This window comes from Butyricimonas synergistica DSM 23225, from assembly GCF_000379665.1.
GTDB classification, from domain to species: Bacteria; Bacteroidota; Bacteroidia; order Bacteroidales; family Marinifilaceae; genus Butyricimonas; species Butyricimonas synergistica.
Genome location: NZ_KB903370.1, coordinates 44,068 through 57,323, shown reverse-complemented (window position 1 = coordinate 57,323; position 13,256 = coordinate 44,068). Strand labels below are relative to the sequence as shown.

Below are 13,256 nucleotides of genomic sequence, written 5' to 3'. Positions count from 1 at the left end.
AAAAATTCTGTCTATGTCGTTTGATTTTGGTTCTTTACTGGAAGGCATTAATAAAAAGAATATACGAGCATGGGAAGAGTTTTACGCCAAGTATTATTCGGTACTCTGTTCATATGTAAATGGAATCATACGGGATAAAGATCAGGCGCAGGATATCGTGCAGGAAGTTTTAGTGGCGGTCTGGAAATCTTCCAGGCAATTCCAGGACATGAAGGAATTGACTTCTTATCTTTATCGGGCGTGTTATAATAATGCGTTGATTTATTTGAGAAATCTGCAAATCCGTAAAGGGATAGAGCGGAAGATCGTGCTGGAAACGGAAGAAGAGTTTTCCGACGAAGTCTTTGCCAGCACCGTGAGGGATGAGTTGTTGCGGCAACTTTATAACTATATTAAAGAATTGCCGGAGGGAGCCGGGGAGATCATGGAATTGAGCATACAGGGGTTTACAGGTCCGGAGATCGCTAAAAAGTTGGGAATAACGATCCACACGGTAAAAACGCAGAAGAGCCGTAGTTTTAAGTTTCTGCGTGAAAAACTGAAAGATTCCGTGTTGTTGTACCTGCTCTGAATGACTTAAAAGAAACTTACCAGTAGCATGATGTTGAGGAGTGTGACGATCGCCCCGATGACATATAGCAACCATTTGGTGTACGCGGAATTTTTATATTTACCCATGACTTTGGACGACGAGGTGAGGTGAACCTGCGTGAAGATCGTGATGGGCAGTTGCACGCTGAGTGCCATTTGCGAATAGATCAAGCCTTGGAACGGGTTCGATATGAGCATGATCAGGGCAAAGGCAAGAACGAGGGACGACAGTACGCCGATCTTGGAGTGGTTGTCCTTGATATCGTAAGGTTCCTTGTAGATGCCGGCAAAGATAGAACCTGCCGCCATGCCGGAAGTGATGGTCGAGGAAATCCCGGCGAACAAGAGTGCCACGGCAAAGATCACGGCGGCGTTGTTGCCTAATAGCGGGGTCAGCAGCGAATTGGCTTGCTCGAGTTCCGTGACGGGAGTACCGCTTTTGAAGAACGTGGCAGCGGCAAGCAGGATCATGGCACTGTTGATTGCCCAACCGATCACCATGGAGAGTATCGTGTCGGCATACTCGTAACGCAATTGCTTTTTGATGATTTTATCGTCTTGAATGTTCCATTGCCGGCTCTGAATGATTTCCGAGTGCAGAAAAAGATTGTGGGGCATCACCACGGCACCGAGTACACTCATGATAACAACCATAGAGCCCTCCGGGAAAGCGGGGGTTACCCAAGCGGGGAGCGCTTCGTTCCAATCAATATTGACTAGCGAGAGTTCGTATATGAACGACAAGCCGATGATCGACACGAAAGCGATAATCCATTTCTCGATTACCCGGTAAGTATTCGTGAAGAGCATAATCACCACGAAAATCATCACGAGCAGCGAACCGGCACGTATGGGAATGTTGAACAACATTTGCAGGGCAATGGCGCCTCCCAGTATCTCGGCGAGCGAGGTGGATACGGAAGCGAGCATGGCGGAGTAAAGAATGCCTTTAGCGTAGCGGGGTTTCAGGTATTCGCTGGTGGCTTCCGAAAGGCACAACCCAGAGGCGATACCCAAGTGAGCCACGTTGTGTTGCAAGACAATCAACATGATCGTCGATAGGGTCACCATCCACAGCAGGGCATATCCGAACTCGGCTCCGGCGGCAAGGTTGGACGCCCAGTTGCCCGGATCGATAAAGCCAACGGTGACGAGCAGTCCCGGTCCGATATACTTGAATATTTCCAATCCGCCCAGTTTCGGGGAGTGTTTTGCCGTGTTGAGTAATTCTTTGAAATGCTTTAGCATATCGTGATATTTTATTCTTATTTTTGAAACTTCAAAAGTACGAATAACGATGAATAATTGTTCTCGTGATCGTGAACTTTTAGTTTTTAACTTTTAACTTTTAGTTTTCATGCTGATACCGATTTTTCTCGTGATACTTTCGCTCGCGGTACTTTATTTCGGGGCGGATTTTTTGGTGAAAGGAAGTTCCTCGCTTGCCGTGCGTTTTGGAATTTCACCCCTGGTCGTGGGGTTGACCGTCGTAGCGTTTGGGACAAGTGCGCCGGAATTGTTAGTGAGCGTGCAGTCTGCCTTGGACGGGAATCCGGGGATAGCCGTGGGAAACGTGATGGGGTCGAACGTGTTCAATGTCTGTGCTATATTGGGTATCTCGGCGATGATTTATCCTTTACGAGTGAATCCGCGGTTGATACGTTTCGATATGCCGGTGATGCTATTGGCGACGGTCTTGTTTATTATTATTTTCCGCGCTGGGGAATTTCCCCGGTGGGCGGGTATTTTGTTTTTTGCCGGGATTTGTATCTATATGGTTTATTGTGTTTACAAGGCAAAGCGGGGTGAGGTTGTAGAAGATGGCGAGGAGATGAAGCCTACCAAGAGTTGGATGCTTGATGTCGTGTTTGTTATCGCGGGATTAGGATTGCTCGTGTGGGGTTCCGGTTTGCTGGTGGACAATGCCGTGGTTATTGCCAAAGCGTTGGGATGGAGCGAGGCCGTGATCGGTTTGACCATCGTGGCGGCAGGAACGAGTATGCCGGAATTGGCAACCTCCGTCGTGGCGGCAATCAAGAAACGGACAGATATCGCGATCGGTAACGTGGTTGGGTCTAATATATTCAATTTGCTTGCCGTGCTGGGACTGACGGCGACGATTTCCCCCGTGGAAACGAACCAGATCAACTGGCTGGATATGGGAGTGATGCTGGGTTCGTCCTTGCTGCTTTTGCCTTTTATGCGCACGGGCTTCCGGATAGCACGCCCGGAAGGGATTGTTTTATTCTTGATTTACGTGGGGTACACGGCATATTTGATAGTTTAGAGGTTCTTGCTATTGATACAAGAACCTCTTGATGCTTTTTTTCGGTGTCTTCTCGAATTCTTCGTTGTATATTTTCACGCTGGCGATCTGACTGTACGCCGGGAGAGTTTCGTTGACTTGTTTTTTGTTCTCTTCCATGATAGCGGTAATCGCCTCGTCCGAGTTTTTATTGTCGGCATTGATTGCTTCGAAGTCCGGATAGATTAATGCGGTCAGTTTACCGTCTTTTTCCACGACGATCGATTCGCAGACGTAAGGGAGATTGTTCAGTTGGTCTTCGATCTCTTCCGGATAGATGTTTTGCCCGCTGGGACCCAGAATCATGTTTTTGGAACGTCCCTTGATAAAGAGGTTGCCTTCCTCGTCTATCAGCCCGAGGTCGCCCGTGCGCAACCACCCGTCGGGAGTGAATGCGGCATGTGTTGCCGACTCGTTCTTGTAGTACCCGAGCATCACGTTATCGCCTTTGGCAAGGATTTCACCCACGATATGTGCCGGGTCGGGAGAATCTATCTTCAACTCCATGCGAGGCACGGCACGTCCGCAAGATCCCTTTTTGAACGTTTCCCAACCCGCGTAGGAGAGGATCGGACCGCATTCGGTCATCCCGTAGCCCACCGTGTAAGGGAAGTTAATAGAACGGAGGAATTCTTCCACTTCCTTGTTCAGTGCGGCACCCCCGACGATCAGTTCCTTGAAGTTACCCCCGAAGGCATCGATTACTTTCTGGCGGATGGCATTTTTAACCTTCTTGTCGAGAAGCGGTAAGTTTAGCATCAGCTTGATTAGTGGTTTTTCCAGTGAAGGTAGAACCTTCTTCCGGATGATCTTCTCGATGATCAGAGGCACGGAAATAATCAGGTTCGGGCGAATGGTCGAGAAAGCGTCCGCTATGATCTTCGGCGAGGGAGTACGTGTCAGGAAGAACACGTGTGCCCCGCTGGCAAATTCGTAGATAAACTCGAAGGCGAGCCCGTACATATGTGCCATGGGTAACATGGAAATCACCTGTTCCCCGGGCATCTTCCCGAATACCCCGAAAGCGAACGCAAGGTTTGACCATAGGCTGCGGTAAGGGAGCATAACCCCTTTCGAGAAACTGGTGGTTCCCGACGTGTAGTTGATGATTGCCAATTCTTCCGGTTTGTCGTACTCGTAAGTAACGTCTTCCGGGCGGAAACGGTCGGGGAATTTTTTCCCGAATAATTCATTCAGTCGCTCCCGGGCGCTTGTCAACGAATGGCTTCGTGACACGATAGCCGAGTAGTCTTCCATGCTAAGGATGCCTTCCAATGCTTCCATGGACGATTCGTTCAAACCTTCCCACACGACGCTTCCCACGAAAAGCAAGCGTGCTTCCGAGTGGTTCACGATGTTGTGGATGTTATCCGGTTTAAATTCGTTGAGGATGGGAACGGCAACCGCCCCGTAAGTGAGTGTGGCGAGGAACGCTATTCCCCAGTTCGTGGAGTTTCTGCCGCATAGCGCGATTTTGTCTCCTTTTTTGATGCCCGCATGCTCGAACAAGATATGTAGTTTCTCAATCTTTCGGGCAACGTCTTTGTAGTTACAATTTACTCCCTGGTAGTCTGTCAACGCCGGACGGTCCCAATTTTCTTTGATACTACTCTCAATATAATAGATAAAACTTTCTTCCATTTTAGGTAACTTTCAAACAAATGTCAAAGGTACGAATAATTTCGGGAAGTCGGTAACGGGGAGAAGGGGATAAGTTTGTAAAGTTTGTAAGGTTCATAAAGTTTATAAAGTTTGTAGACCTTGCGGATGCTTGATTTACGGGAGTATGAACCGATTGTAAGTATGGTCCGGAGGATGTCCGTAACTTTATAAACTTTATGAACTTTATAACTTTATAAACCCATTGCTTTTTTCTTGTCTTCCGGAATCGGGGTGAGTTTACCGCCGTAAGAGATGGAGGCACGGTTGTTGCTAGTCACGTTGACCGAGCATTTGCCGTTAGCGTACACCTCGATGTAGAAGTTGAAGACGTCGTTGCGGTTTCTCACGTTGAATTTGTACTCGATATAGTTCTTTTTCCGCTTTTTGATTACCTTGAACGACTCATCGTATATTTTGGCTTTCTCGAATTCTACCCCGCCTCCTTCACCGTAAGGCACCGAGTATGCCCGTCCGAAGAACGGCAGGCGTCCTGTGGCAATCGTATCAAGGAAGAAGATTTGTCCTTGGTTTGTCGCTAGGGAAACGTAACCTTCTCCACCGATGCGTTTTTGCCCGTACTTGGAGTTGATTGTTACGCTGCTATTGCCGCTGGGGTAAGCCTCGTCCACTTCGACGTAGAATATCCGGCTTTTCATTAATCGCTCTATCTTGCCTAGGGCGGCAGTATCCGTCTTCTGCTTTTTCTCCGCTACCGCGGACAGGCAGAAGAATAAAAGTATTCCTATCGGAAGGATTGTTTTCAGTGTTTTCATGTTCTTGTTGTTTTTCGTGTGAATATAACTCTTGTTGTATGTGTAACAAATTGCGTACCACTTCCCGCGTGGTGCAATTTCCATGACAAGATAATAAAAATAAGAATAAAATGCAAATTTTGAATGGATTAAGATGTCATGTTGCCCTGTTCGAGGGGTGATAAGGTCGTGAAAAGCGGTTGTCCCTTGCGGGCTTATTGGTAAAGGAACCGTTTTATGCTCCGCTTCGGGGTCTTCTCGAACTCTTCCTCGTGTATCTGTACGCGGACAATCTGGCTGTATGCCGGGAGTTGCTGGTTTACTGTTTTGCGGGTTTCGTTGACGATCTTGTGGAGGGCTTCTTTCGTGATTTTATTCTGCTTCATCGCTTCGGCGTCAGGGTAGACAAGGGCGGTGAGTTTCCCGTCTTTCTCGATCACGAGCGACTCCGCCACGTAGGGTTGCGCGTTCAGTATATCTTCGATCTCTTCCGGGTAGATATTCTGCCCGCTGGGACCTAGGATAAGGCTTTTGCTGCGCCCCTTGATATAGAGGTAACCATCTTTGTCCAGCACGCCGAGGTCCCCGGTGTGGAGCCATCCATCGGGGGAAAGGACGGTTCCCGTCGCCTCGGGGTTATTAAAATAGCCTTTCATGACATTTGCGCCTTTCGTGAGTATTTCGCCCACCTTGTTGAAGGGGTCGTCGGACTCGATCCTGATCTCCATGCGGTCTACAGCCTTGCCGCAAGAGGTGGGGCGGAAGGTCTGCCAGTGGTCGAAGGCGATTGCCGGACCGCATTCCGTCATTCCGTAACCCACCGTGTAGGGAAATTTCACGGAGTGGAGGAATGCCTCGACTTCTTTGTTCAGTGCCGCTCCCCCGACAGCGAGGAGTTTGAATCGTCCGCCGAAAGCATCGAGGATTTGTTGTTTGATCTTGTGGCGAATCTTGCCTCCCAGCACGGGTATTTTTAGCATGAGCTTGATGTGGAATCGTTCCAACTGGGGGAGTACGCGGCTTTTGATGATTTTCTCGATAATTAACGGCACTGCCACGATGAGGTGCGGGCGGATATCCGCGAATACTTCGCCTAGTATCTTCGGGGAGGGCATCTTTTGCAGGAAATAGATGTGTATCCCGCTGGCGAACGGGTAGATGAATTCGAAGGCAAGCCCGTACATGTGTGCCATCGTGAGGATGGACACGAGTTTCTCGCCGGGTGTGTAGCCCATCTGGTCGAGAGCGTAGCGGAGGTTCGACCACATACTGCGGTAGGGCAGCATTACGCCCTTGGGCGAGCTGGTTGTCCCGGAGGTATAGTTTATCATCGCCAGTTCATCGGGATGTTCCACCCGGTAGTGCACGTCCCGTAATTGAAGCCCTTCCGGGTGTTTCTGCTTGAATAATTCTTCCAGCACGGGTACTGTTTCCGCCATTGCCGCATTGTCGGAAGAGATCACCGAGTAGTCCGCTATGGCAAGTATTCCCGCCAGTCCGGGCATTTCCCCGTGGTCGATGTTGTCCCACACGGATTTGCCGACGAAGAGCAGGCGTGCCCCGGAGTGGTTGATAATATGGTGTATGGTGTCCGGGCGGAATTCGTTCAGGATGGGAACGGCAACGGCGCCGTATGTCAGCGTGGCGAGGAAAACGATTCCCCAGTTCGAAGTGTTACGGCTGCACAGGGCAATCTTGTCGCCCGGTTGGATGCCGCTTCTTTCAAACAGGATATGTAGTTTCTCGATCCAGCGTGCCACGTCTTTATAATTGTGTTCCGCTCCCTGGTAGTCCGTGAGTGACGGCAGATGCCAATGTTCTTTTATGCTGTGTTCTATTAGTTTTAAAAAACTTTGTTCCATGACTCGGTCTGTTAATGTTATCATCGTTTATACTGAAAATCGGGTGTAAAAGTTGTGGGATACTATGACTGTCCGATGGAAAAAATGTTATCTTTGGAACGGTAATATGATGATTAGACGAAAGAAGTTATGGCATTGAGACAGAAGGCAGGCAAGGGCAGCAACGAGATGAAGATAGTCCCTCCCGTGGTGCAGGGGGTGAGGGAAAGCGTGAAAACGCTGGAGGAATTGTTGAGGGATGAGGAGGTGTGCGATGGGGTGTTCCGGAAGGAGTGTGTGGACGGGGCAGAGGTCGCCGATCTGGAATTGAATCACTGCGTGTTTAACGGGGTGACGTTTAGTAATTGTAGTTTCCGGGGGGCACAGGTGAGCGACGTGCGGTTCGAGAATTGCGATTTGTCAAATGTGTCTTTTTTCGAGGCAGCATTCTACCGTGTAGAGTTTGTCGCTTGCAAGTTGTTGGGGACGAACCTGGGAGAATGTAGCTTGAATCACGTGCTCGTGCATCATTGCAATGCCCGGTACGTGAACTTTTCCATGAGCCGGATGAAGCAAGTGTCGTTCGCGCATAGCGATATGCAGAGCGGGAGTTTCGAGCATTGCACATTCTCCCCGGTGTGTTTCGATACGTGTAACCTCACGGAAGCGGAGTTTTCCCGTGCCACGTTGCGGGGAATGGATTTTCGTTCCTGCCAGTTGGCAGGCATCCGCTTGAACCCGGAAGATTTGCGGGGAGTTGTCGTCACGTCATTGCAGGCGTTGGATTTTTCCCGGTTGCTAGGTTTGGTGGTAAAGGATGAAATAATTGAAAATTGAAGTACCCGAAGGGGGAAGGAGTTCATTTTCAATTTTCAATTGCAAGTGTCAGCAAATTGCAAGTGTTGTTAAATGTGGTGAGAGGTTGAAACCTTCGGGATTCGGTCACGTAATTATTAGCGACGTCGGAAAGAACGACGATTTATTTTTCGTTATAAAATAAACTAAACTAATTAAATTATGAAGACAGAAAATCCTATCACACCGGTTTTTGGGACAGATGAAGAGGCACGGGTTGCGCCTAAGTACGAGATGCCTGAGGGAATGATGCCGGGCGAAGTGGCTTATCAAATGGTTCACGACGAGGCAATGCTCGACGGGAACTCACGTTTGAATTTGGCTACTTTCGTGACCACGTGGATGGACGATTACGCCCGGAAGGTGATGACCGAGAACATGGATAAAAACATGATTGATAAGACGGAATACCCGCAGACCGCCGAGATCGAGCGCCGTTGCGTGAATATCCTCGCCAAATTGTGGAACTCTCCCGAGAAACCCTATTGCACGGGTACGAGTACCGTGGGGTCTTCCGAGGCTTGTATGTTGGGTGGTATCGCCGCCTTGAAACGTTGGCAGAAAAGACGCCGGGCAAAAGGTCTTCCCACCGATAAACCGAATTTCATCATTTCAACCTGTATGCAGGTGGTGTGGGAGAAATTCGCTATCTACTGGGATGTAGAGATGCGTATGGTGCCCGTGACCATGGACAAGATCACGCTTGACCCGCGGGATGTAGTGAAGATGTGTGACGAGAACACGATTTGCGTTGTGCCTATTCAAGGTGTGACTATCACCGGTCTGAATGATAACGTGAAGGAGATCAATGACGCGTTGGATAAATTGAATGCAGAGAAGGGGTGGGAAATCTGTATCCACGTGGACGCTGCCACGGGAGGTTTCATTCACCCGTTCATTGACCCGGACACGTTGTGGGATTTCCGTTTGAAATGGGTACTTTCTATCAGTACATCCGGGCACAAGTTCGGCATGGTATATCCCGGTGTGGGCTGGGTGGTTTGGAAAGACAAACAATACTTACCGGAAGAGATGAACTTTGCCGTGAACTATTTGGGGGCTAATATCCCGAGTATTTCCATCAACTTCTCCCGTCCGGGTAACCAAGTGCTGGCTCAATACTATCAATTCTTGCGCCTGGGTAAAGAGGGATACAGGAAAGTGCAACAAAATTGCCTTAACGTGTGCTTGTACTTGAAAAAACAATTACAAGAGACAGGATTGTTCGAGTTCTTCAGTAATGATATGCCGAACCCGTTGTTTATATGGAAACTGAAAGAAGACCCGAAACGCAACTGGACGCTGTATGATTTATCCGACGCCCTGCACGTGGAAGGATGGCAAGTGCCCGCCTACACGATGCCGAAGGCAATGGAGGACGTGATTATCATGCGTGTCGTTGTCCGCCAGGGTACGGGTATCGACCTTGCCGACTTGTTGATGGAAGACATTCGTCGTTGCGTGAAACAGTTAGACGCTTTGAAAGAACCGACTAACAGCGCTCTCGCGTGGAGAAACAAAGAACCGCAGAAACCGAGAGGGTTCAATCACTCTCGCTAGTAGCGTTGTTGCAATGATGTAATTGAGGAGGTGTGTTTCGGCACACCTCTTTTTCAGGTATCATCTTGTCATGTACTCGTGATCTTCCCGCGGGATTCCCGCTTGTTTCAATACAAAATGACGGCAGAAGATACATATTCTATACAAAAACGTGCTTTTTTGTATAGGTTTTGTATTGAAGTTGTATTGAAACGGGCGGTATGATAGCGGGGTGATGGCGGGAGCCTGGCTAGTTAGTTCCTTTCCGCTTGTTCTGGAATTTCGTGGTGACGTAAGCGGTGAAGATGGGGAAGAAGATCATGCCCGCGGCAGCGAGGACGACGGCGAGGATTTGTCCGATTTTCGTGACGCCGAAGATGTTGGAACCGACGGTAGTGACGTTCATGAGTGCCCAGTCGAAGGCATCCCAGTAGGTTTTCACGGGAGGATTTACATCATGTTCCATGTAGTAGAAGACGATGCTGCAAAAGTAAATCGTGGTGAACAGGATGGTGAGGTAGGTGATAAGCAGATTCGTGATCTTGCTGCGGGTCATCCAGCCGACGATAAGCGATACCCCGTATATACCCCGGGCAAGCGGGATAAGGCGTAGCAGGATCCACGTCGAGTGGGATATGCTGGTGGAAAGGTTGTACACGATGTTCAAATAAGGGATGGATACGATGAGGAAGAACAGGTTGTTCCAGAAGAATCGGGCTGTCCATCCGTCCGTGTACCATCTCACGAAGAAGTCGGCGAGGAACAAGGAACATATCCAGAGATGGAATTTTAATATAAATGATTCGCTCAGCGCTTCGTTGCCTTTCAGTAATTCAATGGAGGCAACCACGATGATAGCCATACTACCCAATAAAACAAAACCGTTGAGTATTTCTTCCAGTACCTTGCTTCTTTTCATGATGATTTAGTTTATAAGTCTATAAAGTCCGTAAAGTCTATAAAGTCCATAAAGTCTTTGACCCCGCGGGCGCTTTGTCCACGGCAGCTTGGGCTGCTGTTAAACACAGCCCGAAGGATACCCGTGACTTTATGGACTTTGCAGACCTTATAGACCTATTTTATTTCCACTTGGTCGCCCCCCGAATACATTGACATTTAATTTCTGGGCGATGTATTTGATGGCCGCTTGTGCTTTCACGGAGTTTCCGGCTTCATCCAGTGGTGGCGCGAAAGCGGCAATGCCGAATAAACCGGGAACAACACCCAGTACGCCTCCACCTACCCCGGATTTCGCGGGGACGCCGCTGGTGTACAGCCAATCGCCCGTGTGCTCGTAGAATCCCACGGTGGCGATCAACGACGTGATTTTGGGTGAAAGTGACGGTTCGAATACCTGTTGTTTCGTCACGGGGTTCAACCCGTTGTTGGCGATGGTGCAGGCGGCGATAGACAATTGTTTTGCCGTTACCCCCATGGAACATTGGCGCGTGTAAAGGTCAAGTGACATATCCGGATCGTCGTATATCCGGTTAAAGTTTTTAAGTAACCATGCGATGGAACGGTTGTTGAAGTTTGTTTCGCTCTCGGATTTGTAAAGTTCGTCGAGTAATTTGAGGTCACTGCCACTTAATTCCCGCATATTGTCGGTGATGGCTTTCCATTTGGCGTCGCTATTGCCGATAGGTTTCACCATACTGTCAGCGGAGATCGCCCCGGCGTTCACGAGCGGGGTGCTGGGATGATCGTTTTCCAGCAAGATTGCCATGATCGAGTTGAAAGGCAATCCCGTGGCGTCAGCCCCGATCTGGTCGAGAACGGCTTGTGCCCCGTATTGGCGCAACACGAGTACTGCCGTGTAGACTTTGGATACGGATTCAATACCGAACACGTAGTCCGTGTTGCCTGCCGTGATGACTTCTCCCGAGGGGAGGCAAACGGATATGCCGAACAGGTTGGAATCGATTTTGTCCAGGAATGGAATATAATTCGCGTTCTTTCCTCCCTTCAAATCTTTCACTTGCGCGTGTGCCTCGTTTACTAGGTTCTTGAGGTCACTGGTTGTAATTGTTTTCTTCATACCTGTAATTTTAATTTAGAGTCTATAAAGTCCGTAAGGTCTATAAGGTCAATAGACCCCTGCGGGGCGCTTTGCTCACGGCAGCTGGAGCTGCCGGTTAAACACTGTCCGAAGGACACCCGTGACCTTGCGGACTTTATAAACTATTTTGTTGTTGTGTTTGTTTTAGTCGTTGTTGCTTGCGCGGGAGCGGCTTGTACCGGTTGTTCTTCCCAGTGGAAAGGTGCGATTTGCGCGTTCGGGTCTTTCCATGACGGTTTACGCGAAGCGTAGATGATGAACGGGGTGGCTACTACCACGACGCAACCGATGATAAGCACGGAGAACCAAACGGTGGTGCTGCCCACGTCTATCTGTGATGGCGGGATAAAGCTCAGAATGAATGCCAACAAGGCTCCGCAGAAACCGAGCCCGCCGATGATCCATATCCCGGCATTGCTTTTCCTGCCGATGGCGAAGGGACGCTCTGCTTTCTTCATCTTGTAGCGAAGGACGATTGCCGCGGAGAACATTAGCAAGTACATGATGAGGTACAATAGTACGGTCAACTGTGACAGGATTTGGTAGAAAGATTGCACGGAAGGCATCACCACGAACAAGAGTGCCAGAATGGTAACGACGGCTCCCTGGATAAAAAGAATGTTCTTTTGTACACCAATTTTGTTGGTCCTTTGGAAGAACGGGGGCAAATACCCGGCCTTGCCCACGGTGAAAATACCTTTGGAAGGACCGGCAACCCATGTCAATACTCCAGCCAGCACACCGAACATCAAGGCAATGGCGATCACGGGTGAAGCCCAGCTGATGTGCAGGTATTTCAAGTAACCGTCGAAGCCGACCAGCAAACTCTGTGTCAGGTTGATGTCTTTTGCCGGGATAATCAAACCGAGGGCAAATGTACCTAGCACGAAGATAATAACGGTGATACCCGCGCCGATAAAGATGGCTTTCGGGTAGTTCTTGGAGGCGGGGGCTTTCACGTCCATCACGTGGATACCCATCATCTCCATACCCGCGTAGAAGAGGAAGATGCCCGAGGCGAGCACGAGGTTGTCGAAGTTGGTTAAGTCGGGGAAGAAACCTTGGCTCATGTCCATGTTGTTGTGTCCCCCGGTGGAGATGTAAATAATACCGAAGATAATCAGTAACGCTGCCGGGATAATAGTTCCGACCATGGCTCCGATTTTGGAAACTTTACCTACCCATCCCAATCCTTTCAGGGAGATAAACGTGGCGATCCAGTAGATGGCCAACACGGTTACCAGTGTAAAGATTTTGTTGGAGGCAAGAAGTGCATCCTCCGAGGTGTCCAAACCGATGTAAGCGATAGACACGGCACCGAACGTCAGCACGGTAGGATACCAAATTGTACTCTCGATCCATTGCAGGAAGATCGCGAGGAAGCCGACCCGTTTCCCGTAAGCTTCACCTACCCAACGGAAAACTCCACCTTCTTTTTGGGAGAACATGGCGGCAAGTTCGGCTGCAATCAGTGCCGTGGGAACCAAGAATACAATAGCCGCGAACAAGTAGTAGAACGCGGAACTCAATCCGTAGACGGCTTCTGCCGGAAGACCACGGAGACTCACTACCGCGGCGACGTTCATGATCGCCAGGGTCATTACGCCGAGCTTCATCGCGGTACTTTTCGTGTTTGAATTTGTTGTCATCTT

At 49.3% G+C, this 13,256-nt stretch carries 11 protein-coding genes; 4 read left to right on the top strand and 7 right to left on the bottom strand.

Annotated features, from left to right (window positions below):
* Window positions 1-13 precede the first annotated feature (13 nt).
* Window positions 14-571 carry an RNA polymerase sigma factor gene (locus A3CY_RS0116620; RefSeq protein WP_026207785.1) on the top strand — a complete coding sequence of 186 codons (558 nt, stop codon included), beginning with the start codon at window positions 14-16 and terminating at the stop codon, window positions 569-571.
* A gap of 5 nt (window positions 572-576) precedes the next feature.
* On the opposite strand, the gene A3CY_RS0116615 is transcribed toward A3CY_RS0116620, so the two are convergent.
* Window positions 577-1,839, bottom strand: coding sequence for an Nramp family divalent metal transporter (locus tag A3CY_RS0116615; protein ID WP_018339066.1), 1,263 nt, complete (start codon window positions 1,837-1,839; stop codon window positions 577-579).
* A 109-nt stretch (window positions 1,840-1,948) separates the two neighbouring features.
* Between A3CY_RS0116615 and A3CY_RS0116610 the strand changes: the two genes are divergently transcribed.
* The gene (locus A3CY_RS0116610; RefSeq protein WP_018339065.1) at window positions 1,949-2,878 is read left to right on the top strand and encodes a calcium/sodium antiporter; all 930 of its coding nucleotides are present in this window, start codon (window positions 1,949-1,951) and stop codon (window positions 2,876-2,878) included.
* Window positions 2,879-2,887: 9 nt separating this feature from the next.
* Here the strand turns inward: A3CY_RS0116610 and A3CY_RS0116605 are convergent, their stop codons facing one another.
* The 3 genes from A3CY_RS0116605 to A3CY_RS0116595 form a co-directional block, all read right to left on the bottom strand.
* On the bottom strand, window positions 2,888-4,537 hold the full coding sequence (locus A3CY_RS0116605; RefSeq protein WP_018339064.1) for an AMP-binding protein: 1,650 nt from the start codon (window positions 4,535-4,537) through the stop codon (window positions 2,888-2,890).
* Between the two features lie 212 nt (window positions 4,538-4,749).
* A complete protein-coding gene (locus A3CY_RS22275) occupies window positions 4,750-5,331 on the bottom strand; it encodes a DUF4251 domain-containing protein (protein WP_169503692.1) in 582 nt (193 codons plus the stop codon).
* A 194-nt stretch (window positions 5,332-5,525) separates the two neighbouring features.
* Window positions 5,526-7,172 carry an AMP-binding protein gene (locus A3CY_RS0116595; RefSeq protein WP_018339062.1) on the bottom strand — a complete coding sequence of 549 codons (1,647 nt, stop codon included), beginning with the start codon at window positions 7,170-7,172 and terminating at the stop codon, window positions 5,526-5,528.
* A 129-nt stretch (window positions 7,173-7,301) separates the two neighbouring features.
* On the opposite strand from A3CY_RS0116595, the gene A3CY_RS0116590 reads away from it, so the two are divergent.
* Together A3CY_RS0116590 and A3CY_RS0116585 are read left to right on the top strand one after the other, a co-directional pair.
* Window positions 7,302-7,988, top strand: coding sequence for a pentapeptide repeat-containing protein (locus A3CY_RS0116590; RefSeq protein WP_018339061.1), 687 nt, complete (start codon window positions 7,302-7,304; stop codon window positions 7,986-7,988).
* Window positions 7,989-8,168: 180 nt separating this feature from the next.
* Complete coding sequence (locus tag A3CY_RS0116585; RefSeq protein WP_018339059.1) at window positions 8,169-9,566, top strand: glutamate decarboxylase; 1,398 nt, start codon at window positions 8,169-8,171, stop codon at window positions 9,564-9,566.
* Window positions 9,567-9,795: 229 nt separating this feature from the next.
* Here the strand turns inward: A3CY_RS0116585 and A3CY_RS0116580 are convergent, their stop codons facing one another.
* The 3 genes from A3CY_RS0116580 to gadC all read right to left on the bottom strand — a co-directional run bounded on the left by A3CY_RS0116580 (window position 9,796) and on the right by gadC (window position 13,253).
* The gene (locus A3CY_RS0116580; RefSeq protein WP_018339058.1) at window positions 9,796-10,464 is read right to left on the bottom strand and encodes an ion transporter; all 669 of its coding nucleotides are present in this window, start codon (window positions 10,462-10,464) and stop codon (window positions 9,796-9,798) included.
* A 147-nt stretch (window positions 10,465-10,611) separates the two neighbouring features.
* Window positions 10,612-11,583 carry a glutaminase A gene (gene glsA, locus A3CY_RS0116575; protein ID WP_018339057.1) on the bottom strand — a complete coding sequence of 324 codons (972 nt, stop codon included), beginning with the start codon at window positions 11,581-11,583 and terminating at the stop codon, window positions 10,612-10,614.
* Window positions 11,584-11,726: 143 nt separating this feature from the next.
* Window positions 11,727-13,253, bottom strand: coding sequence for a putative glutamine/gamma-aminobutyrate antiporter GadC (gene gadC, locus A3CY_RS21460; protein WP_051082753.1), 1,527 nt, complete (start codon window positions 13,251-13,253; stop codon window positions 11,727-11,729).
* Window positions 13,254-13,256: the final 3 nt, after the last annotated feature.

Excerpts from the sequence above, each read along its gene's own strand:
- A3CY_RS0116620 (WP_026207785.1), top strand. The coding sequence starts at position 14 with ATGTCGTTTGATTTTGGTTCTTTACTGGAAGGCATTAATAAAAAGAAT.
- A3CY_RS0116615 (WP_018339066.1), bottom strand. The coding sequence starts at position 1,839 with ATGCTAAAGCATTTCAAAGAATTACTCAACACGGCAAAACACTCCCCG.
- A3CY_RS0116610 (WP_018339065.1), top strand. The coding sequence starts at position 1,949 with ATGCTGATACCGATTTTTCTCGTGATACTTTCGCTCGCGGTACTTTAT.
- A3CY_RS0116605 (WP_018339064.1), bottom strand. The coding sequence starts at position 4,537 with ATGGAAGAAAGTTTTATCTATTATATTGAGAGTAGTATCAAAGAAAAT.
- A3CY_RS22275 (WP_169503692.1), bottom strand. The coding sequence starts at position 5,331 with ATGAAAACACTGAAAACAATCCTTCCGATAGGAATACTTTTATTCTTC.
- A3CY_RS0116595 (WP_018339062.1), bottom strand. The coding sequence starts at position 7,172 with ATGGAACAAAGTTTTTTAAAACTAATAGAACACAGCATAAAAGAACAT.
- A3CY_RS0116590 (WP_018339061.1), top strand. The coding sequence starts at position 7,302 with ATGGCATTGAGACAGAAGGCAGGCAAGGGCAGCAACGAGATGAAGATA.
- A3CY_RS0116585 (WP_018339059.1), top strand. The coding sequence starts at position 8,169 with ATGAAGACAGAAAATCCTATCACACCGGTTTTTGGGACAGATGAAGAG.
- A3CY_RS0116580 (WP_018339058.1), bottom strand. The coding sequence starts at position 10,464 with ATGAAAAGAAGCAAGGTACTGGAAGAAATACTCAACGGTTTTGTTTTA.
- glsA (WP_018339057.1), bottom strand. The coding sequence starts at position 11,583 with ATGAAGAAAACAATTACAACCAGTGACCTCAAGAACCTAGTAAACGAG.
- gadC (WP_051082753.1), bottom strand. The coding sequence starts at position 13,253 with ATGACAACAAATTCAAACACGAAAAGTACCGCGATGAAGCTCGGCGTA.